The following is a 16,984-nucleotide window of genomic DNA, read 5'->3' on the forward strand; positions in this document are numbered from 1 at the left end:
GCATCGATCGCAGCTCTCCTTTTTTCTTTCTCCGATCCACTGCGAGCGCATGACTTGGTGGCGCCGCCTCGTGGGCGGCTCGTCCGGGCGCGATCCGCGCCACACGGACTTCCTGGCTGAAGCGCTCGATCTCGAGTCGCGCGGCGATTATGCAAATGCCTTGACGTCGTATCGTCTCGCCCTGCGCGAGCGGCCCGACGACCTCGGCGTGTTGCAGAACATCGCGATCGCGTTCTCGAAGACCGGGCAGCCCGAAGAGGCCATTCGGACGTATCGTCGCGCCCTGCAACTCGATGCAGAATCGCCGGGGGCCCACTATGGCCTGGCGTTTCTGCTCCTGAAGCGGGGAGACACGGCGCACGCCGCAATGCATCTCGAGTCGTTCCTCCAATTCAGTACCGAGCAGGACCCGACGTCCGCACGGTTCCGTGCCCACGCCGAGCGTACGCTGGCCCAATTGCAGGGTGCCCCGGACGATGCAGACGGCCAGTATCAGGATCCATCGGCGCGCTCCGGCGATGATGATGGATCGGCCTACACGGACGAGGGCTGACGTGGGACGCGTGCTCTCCATCGTGAGCCAGAAGGGTGGCGTCGGGAAGACGACCACCGCCGTGAATCTGGCGGTCGCGTTCGCGCGCCGTGGGCTCAAGACGCTCTTGATCGACGCCGACCCACAGGGTGCGGTACGGTACGGCGTCGGCCTGCGCCGCGGGCACCCCACGGTCGGGTTCGATGACTATCTGCGAGGCGAGAAAGCGCTGCGCGAAGTGATCCTGCCCACCGCGCTGCCGTGGCTGCGGGTGATTCTCGCCGGAAGCGTCAGCGAATCGGCCGACCACTCGGACTTTCAGCATCGCGTCGGCGAGAGCACGGTGCTCGCCGATCTGCTCGCCATGGCCCGCGAACGCTGTCACGTGGTGGTGGTCGATACGCCGCCGGGGCTCGGGGCCATCACGCGTCGCGTGCTCGCCGCGAGTCAGCACGTGGTCGTGCCTCTGCAGTGCGAGCCGCTCGCGTTGCAGACCACGCCGCAGATTCTGCGCGCCATTCAGGACGTGATCAGCATCAACGACGAGCTCACGCTCGAAGGCATTCTGCTCACGATGTTCGAAGCGGGGAATCCGGCGTCGGAACGTGTCGTGCACTACGTGCGCGAACATCTCCCACAGCATCTCGTGTTCGACACCCCGATTCCGCGCACGCCCGCCACCGCCGACGCCTTCGCCGCCGGTCAGCCGGTGGTGTTGCGTAATCCCGCCGACGCGGCGAGCCAGGCCTACGTGAACATCGCCACGCGCCTCGCCGAGCGCCTCGCCGAGCGCTTCGCGTGACACCGTCGGTACGTGCGCGGCGTCGCGCCAGTTGGCTGCTCGTCTCGGCCGTCGTCGCCGCCACCGGCGTTGGTACGGCCTGCTCAGAAGTCGGGCTTGGACCGAATGAAGCAGCAGCGATCGAACTCGATCCGTTCCCGTCACCGTCGGTGGTGGTCGGCGACACGCTGCGCAACATCGATGGCGTCGCAACACCAGTGCGTGCCCGCGTGTTCAACGTACGCGGCGATCTGATCGACGACGCAGCGCCACGCTATTTGTACGCCGATTTCAACGTCGACTCGGCGCTCACGATCGATTCCGCCACCGGCATTGTCGTCGCGAAGAAGCTGGTGTCGGGCGACAAGCGCATCGCGGCGCGCATCGGCGGATCGCTGCAGGTGTTGCGCGGCATTCGTGTCACGACGCGACCCGACTCCGTCGACGGCGCGAACCTCACGGACATCCTCGGCACGAGCCTGCCGGACACCGGCCGCCGTGGTCTCGACAGCAACTCGACCAAGGCCCTCACCGTCACGGTGCGGCATCGCGATTCGACGGCGTTGACCGGTGTGCGCTCGTGGCCCGTGCGGTTCGAGTTGCTGAATCCGGCCAACCCCACCAACGATACCACGGCGGCGGCGTACCTGATCGACGATCAGGGACGCGCCAGCACGATCGACACGACCGATGACAGCGGTGTCGCCGGGCGCCGCGTGCGTGTGCGCGCCCTGCGGTTTCCAAGCGGTGCGGCCGTGGAGTCGGTGGTGGTCCGCGCAACCGTGACCTACAAGGGGAAGCCGCTCAAGGGATCGCCGGTTCGGGTCACCGCCCCGGTACGTCGCGGGTCCGGATCGTCCTGAGGACTCCCGCCAGACGACGTCCGGGGGCAATTTCAGTTCATCCCACCTGGCGTCGCTCCGGTTCGTTGTGCCGATGCGCCTCTGCCCTGCCTTTCGCTCCAGTCGGAGATGGCGATGACTTCGGTCGCGGCTGATTCCAATCCTGCCCTCAACGTGACGATGAACGGCCTGCCGGCCTCGTCACGCTATGCCTCCGGCGGACCGCGTCCACCACACGGCACGATCAACGCGCTGTTCTTCGACGCCGTGGAGCGGTTCGACCGCGCTGATGCGCTGAGTACCAAGGTACGCGGGGTGTGGGAGCCAATGTCCCACCGCACGATCATGGACCGCGTGCGACGCACGGCGCTCGGCCTCGCCGAGATGGGGATCGTCGCGCAGGATCGCGTGGCGATTCTATCGGAGAACCGCCCCGAGTGGCTGATCGCCGATTTCGCCTGCATCTGCAGCGCGATCACCGACGTGCCGATTTATCCCACGCTTCCCGCCGATCAGCTGCCCTATCTGCTGAACAATTCGGGAGCCCGCGCCATCTTCGTGTCCAACGCCGATCAGGCGAAGAAGGTCGCGTCGATTCGCAGTGAAGTGCCGGGGCTGCAGTGGATCATCGGCTTCGCCGCGACGACCGCCGACGGCTGCGATCTCACGCTCGCCGAGATCGAGGCCAAGGGTGCCGCCGTCGACAACGCCGAGCGCGCGACCACGTTCAAGCGTGATGCGCTGGCGGTGACGCCGGACCAGCTCGTGACGCTGATCTACACATCGGGCACGACGGGCAATCCGAAGGGCGTGATGCTCACGCAGGACAACCTGTATTCGAACGTCATCTCCACCAAGACGACGCTGCATGTAAGCACCAGCGACCTCGCGCTCAGCTTCCTTCCGCTCAGCCACATCTTCGAACGTACCGGCGACTACTTCCTGTTCTCGAACGGCGTACGTATCGCGTACGCCGAGTCGATCGACACCGTGCCGGTCAACATGAGCGAAGTGAAGCCGACCATGATGATGTCGGTGCCGCGACTGTACGAGAAGATCTACGCGCGCGTGGTGGAGAACGCCGTGGCGGGCGGGGGCCTCAAGAAGCGCATTTTCTTCTGGGCCAAGAACGTGGGAGAAAAGTGGGCCGACGAAAAGCTGGCGGGACGCGAACCCGGCGGCGTGCTCGCCATGCAGTACGCGCTGGCACAGAAGCTCGTGTTCTCCAAGCTCAAGGAACGCACCGGTGGGAACCTGCGCTTCTTCGTGTCCGGCGGTGCGCCACTCTCACCCGACATCGCGAAGTTCTTCTACTCGGCGGGATTGATCATTCTCGAAGGCTACGGTCTCACCGAGACGTCGCCGGTGATTTCGACGAACACCTTCGAGAACTACCGGCTTGGCAGCGTGGGCCGACCGATTCCCGGCGTGGAAGTGATGATCGCCGCCGACGGCGAAATCCTCTCTCGCGGACCGCACATCATGCGCGGCTACTACAACCATCCTGAGGCGACGAAGGACGCCATTGACGAGGAGGGATGGTTTCACACCGGTGACATCGGCGAACTCACCGACGGCTTCCTGCGCATCACCGATCGCAAGAAGGACATCATCGTGACGGCGGGCGGCAAGAACATTGCGCCACAGCCGATCGAGAACATGCTGCGGACCAACAAGTATGTGTCTCAGGCCGTCATGATCGGCGACAAACGCAAGTTTCCCATCGTACTCATCGTGCCGAACTGGGATCAGCTTGAGAAGTGGGCCGCCTCGCAGAGCATCGTGTGGACGAGCCGCGCCGAGCTGCTGGCCATGCCGACGATCAACGCGAAGATGGAAAAGGAAGTGAACGCGAAGCTCGAGGGCCTTGCGCACTACGAGACGCCCAAGAAGATCGCCTTGCTGGAGCATGACTTCAGCGTAGAGCGCGGCGAACTCACGCCGACGCTCAAGGTGAAGCGCCGCGTCATCGACAAGAGCTACAAGCCACTCATCGACAGCTTGTACGAGGAGTAGTCTTACTGGACCGATTCAGGTGCGCGCCGGCGGAGCTCGATCAGTCCGCTGGCGCGCACGGTCGTTTCCGCGACCCACTCGACTTCATCACGCGCGAGCTCGCGCATGCCGGCGGGAATCGGTACATCGGCTGGCGCCACCAGACGGCCGCCCAGTCGAAGCGCCCGTGCCGCACTTTCGAGCAACGCGGGGCTGGCGTAGTCCTCGTCGACCGCAATGGCCGCCAGCGTTTCCACGCCGAGCGGTAGGCGATCAGCGACCACGATGTGCGACACGCCAGGGGCATTCGTCGGGGCCCCGCTGTTGACCAGCAGCTGTGGCGCCGCTACAAACGACGCCAGCACGCCGCTGGCGGCCGCATAGCGGCCAACCAGAGCCACTGGCAGCGGGCTCTCGGCGACGCCAAGCATCGCGGCCAGGCGAAGCACCATATCGCTGGTGTAGGGCTCGTCGTCGTCGACGGGCTGGCGATCAGCGAAGAGCGCGACGCCGCCGGTGATCCGGTACTCCGCTGCACACACCGGACAGGCGAGCTCCGCCTCGAGCAGCTCCGGTCCCTCGGCGTGCGAGACCATGGCCACCAGCCAGCTTTCTTCGTGTGTGCCGGGACAGCGCAGGGCGTCGAGCAGATCGCGTTGCATCCCGGAAGATAACGACGGACTACGCCCGGCTGATGCGCACTTCGTCCACATTGACGTGCGGCGCTCGCGTGACCGCCCAGAGCACGGCATCAGCCACGTCTTCGGGGCGCAGCATGGAAACGCGGGGCGGGAAGCCGGGACGGTTGTCTGGATCGATGGGATCCCAGATCGGTGTGTCGGTGGCCGACGGTGCTACGAGCGTGGAGCGAATTCCGCTGCCGCGCAGCTCTTCACGCAACACTTCGTGAAGAGCACGGGCGCCGAACTTGCTGGCGGAGTAGGCGCCGTTGCCGCTGTAGATGCTGCGGTCGGCCACCGAGCCGATGGTAATCACATGGCCACGTCCGGCCGCGCGCATGAGCGGCACGAACGCATGCAGAAAGCGAAACGGCGCAAGCAGATTCGCCTGCAGCGTGTGCTCGAAATTCGCGGGCTCGGTGCTCTCGATGGCGCCGAGCGGGAACACCCCCGCGTTGTTTACGAGGAGCGACGGTCCCTCGGCGCCGTGCTGGAGAATGACGCGCACGGCGCGCGCAACCGCGCCGGCATTCGTGACATCGCACGGCACTGCGACCGCGCCGCGACCGATCTCGTTGGCAGCCTGCGCAAGGTCGCCCTCAGAACGCGAGATCAAGAAGATTCGAGCACCCGCCGAGGCGAGTGCGGCGGACACCGCGCGGCCGATGCCGCGCGATGCCCCTGTCACCACGGCGGATACGCCGTGGAGCATCAGTACGACGCCGACGGGCCGTGCGCGAGGCGCAGAAACTCGCTCCGTGTTTTCGAGTCGTCACGAAACAGCCCGCGCAACGACGATGTTATCGTGCGCGAACTCTGCTTCTCCACGCCGCGCATCATCATGCACAGGTGCACCGCTTCAATCACGACGCCGACACCCTTGGGCTGCAGCACTTCGTCGAGCGCGTTGGCAATCTGTTCGCCGAGCCGCTCCTGCACCTGCAACCGACGCGCGAAGACTTCGACGACGCGCGGGAGCTTGGAGAGCCCGACGATCTTCCCGTTCGGGATGTACGCCACATGCACCTTGCCGAAGAACGGGAGCATGTGATGCTCGCACATCGAATACATCTCGATGTCACGTACCATCACCATGTTCTCGTGATTCTCCGCGAACATCGCGTCGCCGATGACCTGGCGCGCGTCGAGGTCGTAGCCGCGCGTCAGCCAAGCCATCGATTTCGCGACGCGGCTCGGCGTTTTGAGGAGACCGTCGCGCTCGGGATCTTCGCCCAGGAGTTCCAGTTGGCGCCGGATGAGCCCTTCGAATTCCACCTGCGTCGCGTTGTCCGTCTCCATGTCGTCGGGATCGACCGTCGCCATGCTTCCGCGCGCCGCCATTGTCGGTCGGATCACGTTCTTACTCCCCCTCGTAGTCGACATAATTATTTTCGGTTTCCCAGAGACGCAGCCGCACCAGTTTTCCGGGCGCCACGACGGGTTCCAGCACGCGCCACATGCCCACGACCACATTCTCCGTCGTCGGGTTCACGCCCTGCATGTACGGCACGTCGATGTTGAAGTTGCGGTGGTCGGTGACATTGACCACATGCCGTTCCACCGTATCGCGCAGCATCCCGAGATCGATCACATACCCGGTGCGCTCGTCGATCGGCCCCTTGACCGAGACTTCGAGCGTGTAGTTGTGGCCGTGCCAGTTCGGGTTGTTGCACTTGCCGAACAGGCGGGTGTTCTCCTCGTCGGAGAGGGCGGGATTGTGCACGCGGTGGGCCGCGTTGAAGCGCAGCAGTCGCGTCGCGGTAACGATAGGCATACGGACCAAACAGTCCGAAAGGGGGAGAGGTTCCATCCCCAAACTCGTACTCCCGGTCCGCCACGGCAAGCAATCGGGGCGGGCGGTGGACACACGAAAGCCCCGCCGATTGGCGGGGCTTTCGCAAAAGATACGGAACGAAGAGGAGGTCTTGAAGCCCAAAGAATACTGATAAGGTCCTCACCACGCGGTCGCCTTCCCCGCACTGGGGCATGACGTGAACGCAGTCTGTCGGACCTTTTCTTAGGACTTATCGGCTCAAGAGGTAATTCTCTCCGCCCCGCACACTGGTCGAGTATCGACACCGGACGGGCCGTACTACACGCCGATATTGTATATGGTGCGCCACGGCGCGCGCAATGCGAGATTACGGTATGGACTTCTACATGCTTGCCGGAATCGTGATGCTCGTCGCGTGGGGCGGTATCACATATACGACCGATGCCCCCGGTTGGATCCATCTGATGCTGACCGGTGGCGTCTTCCTCATCATCTGGCGAATCGTCGTGCGCGACACGCCCTCCGGTCCGGACCAGAAGCGCTAACGGACGGTTCTAGATCTCCCAGTTCGAGAGCACCATGCCCTCGACGGGAGGGATTTCAGTCCAGCCATAGGCGCTCATCCGTAGGTCCGTCCACCTCACCCGCGCGCCCAAGGCCACGAGAGTGCGGTACGCGTCCGGATAGTCGCCCTGCAATCGAATGGCGACGCGACGCGTGCCCGTCCGGCGCGCCAGATCCGCCAGATTGCCCAGCAACTGCGGCAGACTGCTTCGACGGGCCAGCACGAGCTTGAGGACGCGCAGTTCGTCCCGTGTCCGCCCCTCGACCAGCGGCGCCGTATGGCACACGGCGAAGCCGGTGGGCGCGTCGAGCGGCCCCATCAGAATGGTGTCACCCAGCGTTAAACGATCAGTGAGCTCGAGTTCACGCGTGAAGTCGTACCCCGGCATCACGCGCATCGTGAGCTCGCGGCACGCGGCAATCGCGGCTTCCTTTTCGAGTGCGGACAACCGCGACAGCAGCTCTGGGCCCCGCTCGCCGAGCGCCGCATCAAGCGTGAGCGTGACCGTGAGATGTCCGGGAATGAAGCCGAGATTCGAGTAGAAGCCGATGTTGTCCATCGTGCGTGGCATCGTCTCGAGTCCGATCACCTTCACCGACTGCTGACGCAGCCACCGCATGCCGCTCTGCACGATGATCTTGCCAAGTCCCGCGCCTTGGCTGTCGGGGCGGACGCACAGCGGCCCCATCCAGCCTTCGGTCCCCGAATGGTGGACGATGTTGAACGCGGCGATGCGCCCGCGTTCGTCGCGCCAGCACAACGCACCGTCGCCCGCATCTTCGATCGCGTAGCGCCAGATCGCCGGATTGAGCGGCGGCACGCGCACGCCGGTCATACCGTCCTTCCGATAGCGCTCCGTGAACGCCTCGGCGAACACCTCGTTGAGTTGCGGGATATCCTCGACGGTCGCCACCATCGGCCCCTCGAGCGGACGGGCACTGCGCCAAGTGCGCGACGACACGGTCACGCTTCCGCCAGCGACAGCGTATCGCCACTGCCGGCCCCGAAGAGTTCGGTGTCGAGTGGCTCGTCGACCAACACGGGCGCGCTGGTGTGCACCACACTGCACCCGCGCGTTTCGTCGAAACGCACCAGCAGCACACGATCGAGTCCTTCCCGGACCTGTTCGATGTGCGTAATCACGATGACCTGCTCGAATCGATCATGCAGATGCCGCAGGAGTTCGACCACATTCGCCCGACGTGTTTCGTCGAGTGACCCGAACACTTCGTCGAGAATCAGCAAGGAAAATGCCTGTCCGGCCCGTTCGGCGATCATCTGCGAAATCGCCAGTCGCAGCACGAGATTGCAGAGATCTTCTTCGCCACCCGAGATCACGGGCTTGGGCAGCCCCTCTTCCATCACGAGCACTTTGTACTCTTCGTCGAACTCCAGCGCACTATATCGTCCGTCGGTCAGTCCGTCGAGGAATCCGCTGGCGATTTCGGCCAGTTCCGGGCGCAGCTGGAAGTTGAGATCCGTGCGCAGATCGGTCAGCGCGCGATCGAGCTCATCATGCAGCTGCTTGTCCTTCTCGAGTGCATCGAGTGTTTCCTGCAGACGCGCGAGATCGCGCCGGCCCTGCTCGGCGCTGTCGAGTGCCGCCCGCGCCCGCTCCGCTTCACCCGCTGCGCTGACGGCATCGAGCTCAGCACGGCGGGCCTCGGCGGCGGCGCGCTCATGCGCGTCACGTACGCGCTGATACGACGTGTCATCCATGCCGAGCGCGGTGCGCTGCCGTTCGAGCTCGACGACCTTCGTGCGCGCCGCATCGCGCAACACCGATACGCGCCCGCGCTCGGTGCGCGTGACATCCTCGCGCTCCACGAGCCCGCCCACCCGCGCCGCCTTCGTTTCAAGCTCCTGCAATCGCACCACGTCCTCGCGGAGCGCGCGATGCCGATGCGCATCGTAGCCCAGCGGCAACGCCGCCAGCTGCTCCGTGGCCTGTGCGAGTCGCGCGGCGAGATCGGTTCGCGAGTCGGCCACCTGCGTCGCCTCGACCAGCGCGTTCTGGATCCGCAGCAGCCTCCGCTCGGCGGCGGAGAGCTCCGTCTGCATGGTGCGACGCTGCTCGTCCAACGCCTCGATGGCGGCCGGCACCGCGGCGAGCTGCTCGACGCGCTGGCGGTAGTAGTTGCCATCAATACGCACGGTCTCGATCTGCTCGTTGAGCAGGTCGAGCACGCCCCGATACGACGCGCCGAGCGGCCGCCCGCAGGTCGGGCACGGTGACTCCTCGCCAAGTCCTTCGAGCGTATCACGCTGCTCGGTCAACTCCGAGTACTGGCGTCGGAGGGCTTCGAGACGCGTCTCGGCTTCCTGTCCGTCCCTCGTCCAGGCTTTGCTCTCCGCGTCGAACGTTCGCTCGACCTCGGTCAGTGTGCCACGAAGCGTCGTGATCTGCAGTTGCGTATCACGCTCCAGCGTCGGCGCCGATTCCAGTCGGGCGGCGCGCTCAGCGAGCTTGGCATCTTCCTCGGCCACCGTGCGCACGCGTTCCATGAGCGCCTGCCGACGCGCATCGGCCGCCGCGAGCTGCTCCAACGCTTCCAGTTCGGACCGCAATGAGAGCAGCGGCAGAATGGCATGCCGCAACGGCGCGAGTTCGCGGTGCGCGAGCGCCACGGCATCGAGCTCGCGATCGAGCCGATCGACTTCGCGGGCGAAACCCATCGCCTCGCTCTCGGCCACGCGTAGCTCGGCCAGCAGCTGCTGCATCTGATCTCGCTGCGCCTGGGCATCGAGCCACTGCGGCGCGACGGCGCTCAGCCGCTCGGACGTGCCGACGCGCGCGACTTCGGCTTCCGCTGCGCGCGTGCGCGCGACGGCGAGTCGCGCTTCCGCGTCGGCCACGCCGCGCCAGATGGCATCGGCGTCGGGCATGCCCTGTTTCAGTCCATTGATCTCGGCCATCAGCGCGCGACGACGCTCGCGCGCAATCTCCTGTGCTCCGCTGATGCGGTCGTAACCCAGCACACGCGAGAGAAAGCGGGCCCGCTCCGCCGCACCGAGCGAGGCCATGACATCGAGCTCTTTCTGTCCGGTGAAGTACGTGTGAAAGAACTCGGAGCGCGTCATGCCGAGCCGCCGCTGCAGCAACTCCGTGGCGCCGGTGATCGTGTTGGCGATCGGCACATCGCCGCCGTCGAGAAAGACCTCGGCGTTCGTGAGGCCGCGCATCACCCGATAGCGGTGGCCGGCGAGCTCGAACTCCAGCTCCACCTTCACTGAGGCGCGCGGCGCCGCGCGCGAGAAGCGGATGGAATCGCGTGTGCCGCGCGCCGCCGGTGTGCCGTACAACGACCACGCGATCGCTTCCAGCAGCGTGGACTTGCCGGAGCCGTTGGGGCCGATGATGCCCGTCAGGCCGCGTTCGAATTCGATGCGGGTGTCGGCGTGCTGGCGGAAGTTCTGCAAACGGAGTGAGATCAGTCGCATCCGTCAGCCCTCCAGCACAGGAAGGGCGGCCATGGCCGCGTCTTCGGCCTGCTGCAGATACCGCAGGCCGAGGGAGACCAAGGCCTCGCGATCGACGCCGGGCGGCAACGGCCGCTCGTTGAGGCGCTCCGCGACCAGCTCCGGCAGCGTAGCCCGACGACCCGGTGCGCCTTCGCCCTTGCCGCGACGAGCCAACACTTCCGGCCGTCGCGCGTCGAGATGAAAGTGCGTCGCACGCCGTCGGTACTCACGCAGCGCGTCGTGACTGAGTTCGCGCACGATGTGGCGCGCAATGTTGCGCACCGTCACCCGCACGACGCGATCGTCGATGCCGCCGATCGCACTGTCCACACGCGCGCGCAGCGCGCTGTCGACTTCGGCCGCGCCCATGCCACTCGCATCGATCGGCTCGAGATCGAGTAGCGGGCGCGATGGCGCCACCGGATGAAAGCGATGCGCGCCCGACACCAGATCGTGTTCGATGAACCCCTTGCCCGGGATGCGCTGCTCGCGTTCCTCGCGCAACTCGCCCCAGGGGTTCGAACTCGTGTAGTCGAGTGATCCGCTGTAGTAGGCGCGCGTGGCCACCTCGCGATAGACGTGATAGTGCCCGAGCGCGACGTAACTCCACTGCTCGGCGTGCAGCTCTGCCGGATCGATCTCGATGGCCGCGCGATCGGCCGGGGCCGCGTGCGCGGGCAGCATACCGGCGATCTCACCGTGCAGCAGCAGCACCGTGTGATCGAAGCCTTCGGGGGGCACGAACGGCGGTCGGTCGATGCCGGGAACATCGGGCACCGCCAGTACCGCGAGTGAACGCCCGGCGAAGGTGAACAACTCGGCCTTGGCATCGGCGACATACACACCGATTTCGCGGAACAGCCGCAGGATGCATCCCGTTTCCGACGTGCGCGGCGCATCGTGATTGCCCGCCACCATCACGACCGGGGTGTCGGGGAGTCGATCGCGCAGGGCGGAGAATGTGCGGAAGGCGTGCAGAATGGCGGGGTTCGACGGGCGCACGGTGTGGAATACATCGCCGCCGACCACGATCAGGTCGGGCGCACATTCGATGATCTGGGCCACGGCACGCGACACCGTCGCGGCGACATCCGCCTCGCGCTGGTTGATTCCGGTCGGCGTGAGCCGCTGATACTGGCGGAATCCGAGATGGAGATCGCTGAGGTGGACCAGGCGCATGCTGCAACCTACAGAACGACCCCGTCCGCTCAAAGCGTGGGGGCTGCCCGGCGCCGGTCAGCGAATACGAATGCGCTGGACGATGCGCAGATCGAGCAACATCGGCTGGGCGGCTTCGGCCGGGCCGGGTGTGACTTCGGACTGCACGTCGATGACGGTTCGGGCGTCGACGATCCACGCGCGCAGGCGGTCGAGGACCATCGTGCCGCGCACGGTCCCGGCGGTGACCACCCGCGTGCCGGCCGGCAGTTCACGGGCAGCGCCGTCCCGACGGAGTTCACCCTCCATCGAGATCCATGCACTCCGCCCGCCCTGCGTAAGGGAATCGAGGCGGAAGCGCGTGCGCACCACGCCGTCGGCGCGATAGCCACTGACGGGGAGCGAAGGCAGCACGATATCGCGCACCCAGCGCTCGCCGACCTGCACGGCGTGCTCAGGCAGCAGAGCGGGCATCGAGGCCAGCGTGGCGCCGAGTTCCATAGCGCCCGGTGGGGGATCGCTCACCCGCATCGCCCCGTCGGGAGTGACGCGCACGCGCACCTGCCGCCCATCGGCGGGAAGTGGCAGCATCTCGGGACGTGCCTGTTCGGCGGCGGTCCCGGCCCACATGGCCATCGAATCGGTCGTCGCCAGCAGGGTCGTGGACGTCAGATCACTCGCCTCGACCAAGGAGTGGGCGTACATGACCAGCTTGGTCACACGAAGCGACGCACGTGCACGGCGCGGCCCGTAATCCGGTGACTTCGACGCGGGCGGCAGCGTGCCGCCGGCGCGACGTCCGTCGATACCGGTCCCTGACCCCACGGGCGGAACCGAGGATTGCGTACGGCGTCCGCTCATCTCGATGGTCTGCTCCATCTGCAGACGCAGCAGATCACCCACCCGCGGACGCACGATGAGTGTCACCCCGTCGGGACCCGGCCGCAGTGATTGCGCGGACAGCTGCGGCGTGGCCACGAATAGACCCGCGAGCATGAGCGTGCAGGAACCGGTCCGCACGCAGCACGCCCGGGTGAGCAGCCACTCACGGATTCCACTCGGCGATGTCATCCGCCGTATTCGTCGGGCGAGAAGGAGCGGAGCGCGCGGGGACGCGGTGTCACGGCTTCGACTTCACTGGCGGTCGGTCGCGCGCGACGCGCCAGTTCACGGGTGAAGGCGCGCTTCACGTCGTCAGGGCGCGTGCGCACGACCGCATTGCGCGCCGCCAGCACGACATGTTCGTCGTACAGCAGAATGGTTTGCTGCACGAAGCCAAGATCGATGGTGTCGTCGAGACGGCGCAGCTCGCGCGTGACGGCTTGCGCCAACGAGGGTTCGGGTGCCTGCGGAAACCGCTCCACACCCTCCCGTCCGGACATCACCGAGGGGCGCGGAAAACGCACGAACACCGGCTGTGTGAAATGCGGATGACGCACCATGAGCTGTCCCTTGTCGAGGGTGGCCATACGCGCTTTGATCGCCGGACTCAGCACCTGATACCCCGGTGAGGCCAACTCGTCGCCATCCATGCGCCCATAGAGCGCCGTGCCTGCATTCCCCGTCACGCGACGATGCACCTGCGAGCGAAACTGCTGTGCGCCGAACAGCACGAGACCGAGATACCGACCACGTTCGGCGATATCGAGCAGCATTTTGCGGACATAGGTATCGGGACCATCATGAGGCGCATACTTGTTCAGCTCATCGACGAAGACGATGACATGATCGACGCCAAGCTCCCGCCGCTCGAGTTGTTCACGCAGTCGGGACACCACACGGGCGAAGACGAGGTCCTGCGCGTCTTCCTCCACATTGGCGACATCGACCACGTACACCGCGCGATCCACAAAGCTCCCGAACGGCAGATCGGACACAGCGCCGTCATCGGTGACCAACCCCGCGCAGCGCGTGGACAGATTGGACAGCCGGTTCCGGACTTTCCGTACGGTCGCCGCGTGGTGTGTGCGCCACGTGTCGCCGTTCGAATCCTCGAGCTTGCGGAGCACATCACGGAACCATGCGTCCAGGTCGGCGAACGACTGCACGCGGTGCGTTCGCGAAAAACCCGGCTCCTCGAAGTCCTTGCCGACGACGCGCTCGCGAATGAAGTCGATGAGCGCATCGGCCTTCGCGTCGATGTCGTCCTTGTTCAGCAACACTTCCGCGAACTGCAGCACTTCGCCGAGTCCCCATGTGAGCGGCGACACACTGTCGGCGAGGGCAGGATGCGTGCGCAGTGTGTTCAGGGCGAAGCCGCGGGCCGTGAACGGCGCGAAGTAGCGCACGTCCTGAAACGGCGTCGGGGGTACACCGAGCATCTCGTACATCTCGAGATCGGCCGGCTCGAGCTTTCCTGGCTGGTCGAGGAAACAGAGGTCGGGACCCTTCACGTTGAAGCACACCGCCGCCACGGTACCGCGATGCGCCGGGAAATGCGCGAAGATCGACTGCAACAGCCACTCGATCGCACTGGTCTTCGTCGCGAGACCGGACACGCCGGAGATGTTCAGGTGCGCCGCTTCCGGCCCCACGAGAAAGTCGGCGTCGAGAAAGATCGGCGACCGCATGCCGCCGGCCCGGTACACGCCGACCGGAATGCCCGTCGACGATTCACCGGTGATGTAGCCGTCCATGCGCAGGGCTACGGCGACGTCGGCATCATCAGCGAGGTACACCGCGCCGAGCGGCACCGGTTGCAACGGTTCCTCGGGGATGTGTCGCAACACCGACGCCGTGTACAGCCGGATCTCGGTGCGATCGGTGTGCGACAGCGGTCCGTCGTGGGGCCGCCCATCGTGCCCGAGCACATCGTGCAGCGGGGACTGGAGGTCGCTGTAGCTGAAGCCTTCCACCACGACACCGTACACGCGCGGAATCACGTTCTCCACCGGTGTATTGCCTTCAACGCGCACAATCGTACCGATGCCGATCGGGGCGTCGATGGCCGTCCAGAAATGGAACTCGTGCGGCGTATTGGGTTTCTTCTCCGTCGCCACGACACGACCGAGCGGAAGCGATACAACAGCGGGGACTACGGAAGGCGAGGTCACAGCGTCACGGCGAAGAAGGTCAGTGGCCCACGAGCGCATCGAGATACATCTCACAGGCGTGAATGCCGTAGGTGAGGGTATCCCATCGTGGATCGGGAAGCGAGAGCGGGGCCCGCTCGGCGAGGATGCCGGCGGAGATCCGGTCGCAGTGCGCCGTGAGCCGCGCCCGCGCCTCGTCGGTGATCTGCTCGGGGTCGAGCATATCGGCGGGCGGGGACACTTCCACGCGTACCAGTCCATGCAACGGATCACCACCGGCGGCCGTGCGCAGTCGCAGATACCAACTCGCCACCGCGCGGCGCGGACGATGCCCGACGAGGAAGGCCGGCGAACGCGCCGCTTCTTCGAGCGCGAGCACCGACGCGACCTGTTCCGCGGTACCGTACAGCGTCGTATGCGACTTCACGACGCCGAATGCCGTTGCCCGTTCGTCCACCGCCAGATTGCCGGAAATGCCGCCGTCGATCCAGAGCCATCGCGATTCACTGCGACACCATTCCGCGGCGAGTCGCCGTTCGAGCCCTTCCCGCTCCAGCGCCACCAGATCGAGGGCGCGGGCGCGGAGTGCAAAGGGATGCACCGGGATCGCGTCGTCGGTCATGTCCGCGGTGATATCCACCACGGGGACCCCACTTTCCCGCAGTTGGTTCCACGCGGTCTCGCCGAGCCTGCCGCGCGACACGAACAGGGCGCGACGCACGCTGGGTTCGCGCCACGTCTCCAGTCGGCGCGCTACGCGCTCGCGGACCGCCGCCGCGACCGAGGCATAGATCAACGGCGATCCGGCGACGTAGCCCACCACACGGCTTCGCTGTACCCCGTCGAGAAAACCGGCGACCAACGGCGCGGCCGGCACCGCGACCAGCCGCGCCCCGGGCCCCTCCAGCGGCACACAGGGCGCCACGGAGGGGGGATCACTGCGCAGGGCGATACGTTCGAGCGGCGGACCACTTCCGGCCGACAGCAGCGCCCCGTCGCCGAACAGCGCGCGGAGGGAGCGGAGGGCGCCGCGGAGCGAGGCATCAGCCGGTGGGCGTTCGTCAGTCACGAGGGGCACGCTAGCGGGACGGGCGCCCGCAGACAATCAGCCCGGCGCGTCCGCGACGGCCCCGGTGGTGGACTTCGGCGCCCCGGTCCACGAAACTCAGAGGGTGAGACTCTCCCGACCTTCTGCCATCGTCACCCCGCGACTCCGCGGCGTGGCCCTTCGTGCGCTGCCCCTCGCGCTCGCGCTGCTGTCCGCCGCCTGCGACACCACGGAGCGAGTCAAGAATGCGCTCAAGGCCGACCAAGGCGATCCGGTCTGGCAGGGCGACAGCACACTCCTCGCTCCGCATCCTGAAGTGCTGTTCCGCGTGACGCGTGACAGCACCGGTCCGCGCATCGTGCCGCTGGCCACGATGGGACCGCAGGGATTCCGCCTGCTCACCATGAGCGATCGCGGCTGGCGCTCGTTCGATATCGATTATCTCAACGCGGGCAAGTCACTCACGCCGTATCGCGGTGGTCGGCCGCTGGCGCCGGTCAGCTCCACCCGCGGCATGTGGGAGGGGGCGCCGCTCGACACGATCCGCGGCTGCTCGCTCATTCTCCCTGGCGCGCTGGCATCGATCCCCGATGGCGTCGAGTTCTTCACCAGTGGGAAGCGACCGCCCCTGAAAGCGGTCACGTCGTTGTCGGCGGGAGAACTGCAGACGGCGATCGACGCCATTCCCACCCTGATCGCGCCGGCGGCTGGCATTTCGATGTCGATGCTGCCGCGCTACAAGCGCGAGGTGTTCGTCGCCGAAACCGGCAATGGCCCGCGTCCCACGATCGTCGTGGTGTACGACGACCCCGAAGTCGTGGCCGACAGCGTTCGCCAGATGGGCGCGCGCCCTCGCCACCTGGTGGTCGTGCTAGACAAGGGCGTGTACGGCTACAAGCCGACGTTTACCTACACGACCCTCGGCAACAAGCTGTCACCGCCGCGCTATCGCTATCTCGACCACATCGACGTGGACGATGACGGTAAGTCGGAGCTCTTCTTCGGTCTCAAGATCAAGGGTGCGCCGCTCTATACCATCGTGCTCCGGTACGAAGCGGAGGCGTGGCGTGAGCTACTGCGCAACGAGCGGCAGCGCTGCCACGCCTGACATCGGA

Annotated in this window: 16 protein-coding genes; 6 read left to right on the forward strand and 10 right to left on the reverse strand. The window is 66.0% G+C overall.

Going from position 1 to position 16,984, the window contains the following annotated elements; translation table 11 throughout:
- Nucleotides 1–49 precede the first annotated feature (49 nt).
- The 4 genes from HKW67_RS11005 to HKW67_RS11020 all read left to right on the forward strand — a co-directional run bounded on the left by HKW67_RS11005 (nt 50) and on the right by HKW67_RS11020 (nt 4,171).
- On the forward strand, nt 50–553 hold the full coding sequence (locus HKW67_RS11005) for a tetratricopeptide repeat protein (protein WP_171225427.1): 504 nt from the start codon (nt 50–52) through the stop codon (nt 551–553).
- Between the two features lies 1 nt (nt 554).
- Complete coding sequence (locus tag HKW67_RS11010; RefSeq protein ID WP_171225428.1) at nt 555–1,334, forward strand: ParA family protein; 780 nt, start codon at nt 555–557, stop codon at nt 1,332–1,334.
- Nucleotides 1,331–2,176 carry a hypothetical protein gene (locus tag HKW67_RS11015; RefSeq protein ID WP_171225429.1) on the forward strand — a complete coding sequence of 282 codons (846 nt, stop codon included), beginning with the start codon at nt 1,331–1,333 and terminating at the stop codon, nt 2,174–2,176. Before HKW67_RS11010 ends, HKW67_RS11015 begins: the two co-directional genes overlap by 4 nt.
- A 114-nt stretch (nt 2,177–2,290) precedes the next feature.
- Nucleotides 2,291–4,171, forward strand: a complete 1,881-nt coding sequence (locus tag HKW67_RS11020; protein ID WP_171225430.1) for an AMP-dependent synthetase/ligase — start codon at nt 2,291–2,293, stop codon at nt 4,169–4,171.
- Between the two features lie 2 nt (nt 4,172–4,173).
- On the opposite strand, the gene HKW67_RS11025 is transcribed toward HKW67_RS11020, so the two are convergent.
- The 4 genes from HKW67_RS11025 to HKW67_RS11040 are packed head-to-tail and all read right to left on the reverse strand — an operon-like array spanning nt 4,174 to nt 6,604.
- Nucleotides 4,174–4,812, reverse strand: a complete 639-nt coding sequence (locus HKW67_RS11025; protein WP_171225431.1) for a hypothetical protein — start codon at nt 4,810–4,812, stop codon at nt 4,174–4,176.
- Between the two features lie 19 nt (nt 4,813–4,831).
- The gene (locus HKW67_RS11030) at nt 4,832–5,542 is read right to left on the reverse strand and encodes an SDR family oxidoreductase (protein WP_171225432.1); all 711 of its coding nucleotides are present in this window, start codon (nt 5,540–5,542) and stop codon (nt 4,832–4,834) included.
- The gene (folE, locus tag HKW67_RS11035) at nt 5,542–6,153 is read right to left on the reverse strand and encodes a GTP cyclohydrolase I FolE (RefSeq protein ID WP_425486253.1); all 612 of its coding nucleotides are present in this window, start codon (nt 6,151–6,153) and stop codon (nt 5,542–5,544) included. Before folE ends, HKW67_RS11030 begins: the two co-directional genes overlap by 1 nt.
- A gap of 37 nt (nt 6,154–6,190) precedes the next feature.
- Entirely contained in the window at nt 6,191–6,604 is a 414-nt protein-coding gene (locus HKW67_RS11040; RefSeq protein ID WP_171225434.1) for a 6-carboxytetrahydropterin synthase, read from the reverse strand.
- A 374-nt stretch (nt 6,605–6,978) separates the two neighbouring features.
- Between HKW67_RS11040 and HKW67_RS11045 the strand changes: the two genes are divergently transcribed.
- Nucleotides 6,979–7,149 (forward strand): hypothetical protein, encoded by a 171-nt coding sequence (locus HKW67_RS11045; RefSeq protein WP_171225435.1) that lies wholly within the window; start codon nt 6,979–6,981, stop codon nt 7,147–7,149.
- 9 nt (nt 7,150–7,158) lie between these two features.
- Here HKW67_RS11045 and HKW67_RS11050 read toward each other — a convergent pair whose 3' ends face one another.
- From HKW67_RS11050 to HKW67_RS11075, 6 genes are all read right to left on the reverse strand, one after another.
- Nucleotides 7,159–8,130: a GNAT family N-acetyltransferase gene (locus HKW67_RS11050; protein ID WP_171225436.1), complete on the reverse strand. Its 972-nt coding sequence runs from the start codon at nt 8,128–8,130 to the stop codon at nt 7,159–7,161.
- Nucleotides 8,131–8,132: 2 nt separating this feature from the next.
- Nucleotides 8,133–10,610 (reverse strand): AAA family ATPase, encoded by a 2,478-nt coding sequence (locus HKW67_RS11055; RefSeq protein ID WP_171225437.1) that lies wholly within the window; start codon nt 10,608–10,610, stop codon nt 8,133–8,135.
- A 3-nt stretch (nt 10,611–10,613) separates the two neighbouring features.
- Nucleotides 10,614–11,810 carry a metallophosphoesterase family protein gene (locus HKW67_RS11060; protein ID WP_171225438.1) on the reverse strand — a complete coding sequence of 399 codons (1,197 nt, stop codon included), beginning with the start codon at nt 11,808–11,810 and terminating at the stop codon, nt 10,614–10,616.
- A 57-nt stretch (nt 11,811–11,867) separates the two neighbouring features.
- Nucleotides 11,868–12,785 carry a hypothetical protein gene (locus HKW67_RS11065; protein ID WP_171225439.1) on the reverse strand — a complete coding sequence of 306 codons (918 nt, stop codon included), beginning with the start codon at nt 12,783–12,785 and terminating at the stop codon, nt 11,868–11,870.
- 71 nt (nt 12,786–12,856) lie between these two features.
- Complete coding sequence (locus HKW67_RS11070) at nt 12,857–14,842, reverse strand: ATP-binding protein (protein WP_171225440.1); 1,986 nt, start codon at nt 14,840–14,842, stop codon at nt 12,857–12,859.
- A 19-nt stretch (nt 14,843–14,861) separates the two neighbouring features.
- Nucleotides 14,862–15,890 carry a hypothetical protein gene (locus HKW67_RS11075; protein ID WP_171225441.1) on the reverse strand — a complete coding sequence of 343 codons (1,029 nt, stop codon included), beginning with the start codon at nt 15,888–15,890 and terminating at the stop codon, nt 14,862–14,864.
- Between the two features lie 103 nt (nt 15,891–15,993).
- Between HKW67_RS11075 and HKW67_RS11080 the strand changes: the two genes are divergently transcribed.
- Nucleotides 15,994–16,977: a hypothetical protein gene (locus HKW67_RS11080; RefSeq protein ID WP_171225442.1), complete on the forward strand. Its 984-nt coding sequence runs from the start codon at nt 15,994–15,996 to the stop codon at nt 16,975–16,977.
- The last annotated feature ends 7 nt before the right edge of the window (nt 16,978–16,984 follow it).

This window comes from Gemmatimonas groenlandica, from assembly GCF_013004105.1.
Lineage (GTDB): Bacteria > Gemmatimonadota > Gemmatimonadetes > Gemmatimonadales > Gemmatimonadaceae > Gemmatimonas > Gemmatimonas groenlandica.

Excerpts from the sequence above, each read along its gene's own strand:
- HKW67_RS11005 (WP_171225427.1), top strand. The coding sequence starts at position 50 with ATGACTTGGTGGCGCCGCCTCGTGGGCGGCTCGTCCGGGCGCGATCCG.
- HKW67_RS11020 (WP_171225430.1), top strand. The coding sequence starts at position 2,291 with ATGACTTCGGTCGCGGCTGATTCCAATCCTGCCCTCAACGTGACGATG.
- HKW67_RS11025 (WP_171225431.1), bottom strand. The coding sequence starts at position 4,812 with ATGCAACGCGATCTGCTCGACGCCCTGCGCTGTCCCGGCACACACGAA.
- HKW67_RS11030 (WP_171225432.1), bottom strand. The coding sequence starts at position 5,542 with ATGCTCCACGGCGTATCCGCCGTGGTGACAGGGGCATCGCGCGGCATC.
- folE (WP_425486253.1), bottom strand. The coding sequence starts at position 6,153 with ATGGCGACGGTCGATCCCGACGACATGGAGACGGACAACGCGACGCAG.
- HKW67_RS11040 (WP_171225434.1), bottom strand. The coding sequence starts at position 6,604 with ATGCCTATCGTTACCGCGACGCGACTGCTGCGCTTCAACGCGGCCCAC.
- HKW67_RS11045 (WP_171225435.1), top strand. The coding sequence starts at position 6,979 with ATGGACTTCTACATGCTTGCCGGAATCGTGATGCTCGTCGCGTGGGGC.
- HKW67_RS11055 (WP_171225437.1), bottom strand. The coding sequence starts at position 10,610 with ATGCGACTGATCTCACTCCGTTTGCAGAACTTCCGCCAGCACGCCGAC.
- HKW67_RS11060 (WP_171225438.1), bottom strand. The coding sequence starts at position 11,810 with ATGCGCCTGGTCCACCTCAGCGATCTCCATCTCGGATTCCGCCAGTAT.
- HKW67_RS11065 (WP_171225439.1), bottom strand. The coding sequence starts at position 12,785 with ATGCTCGCGGGTCTATTCGTGGCCACGCCGCAGCTGTCCGCGCAATCA.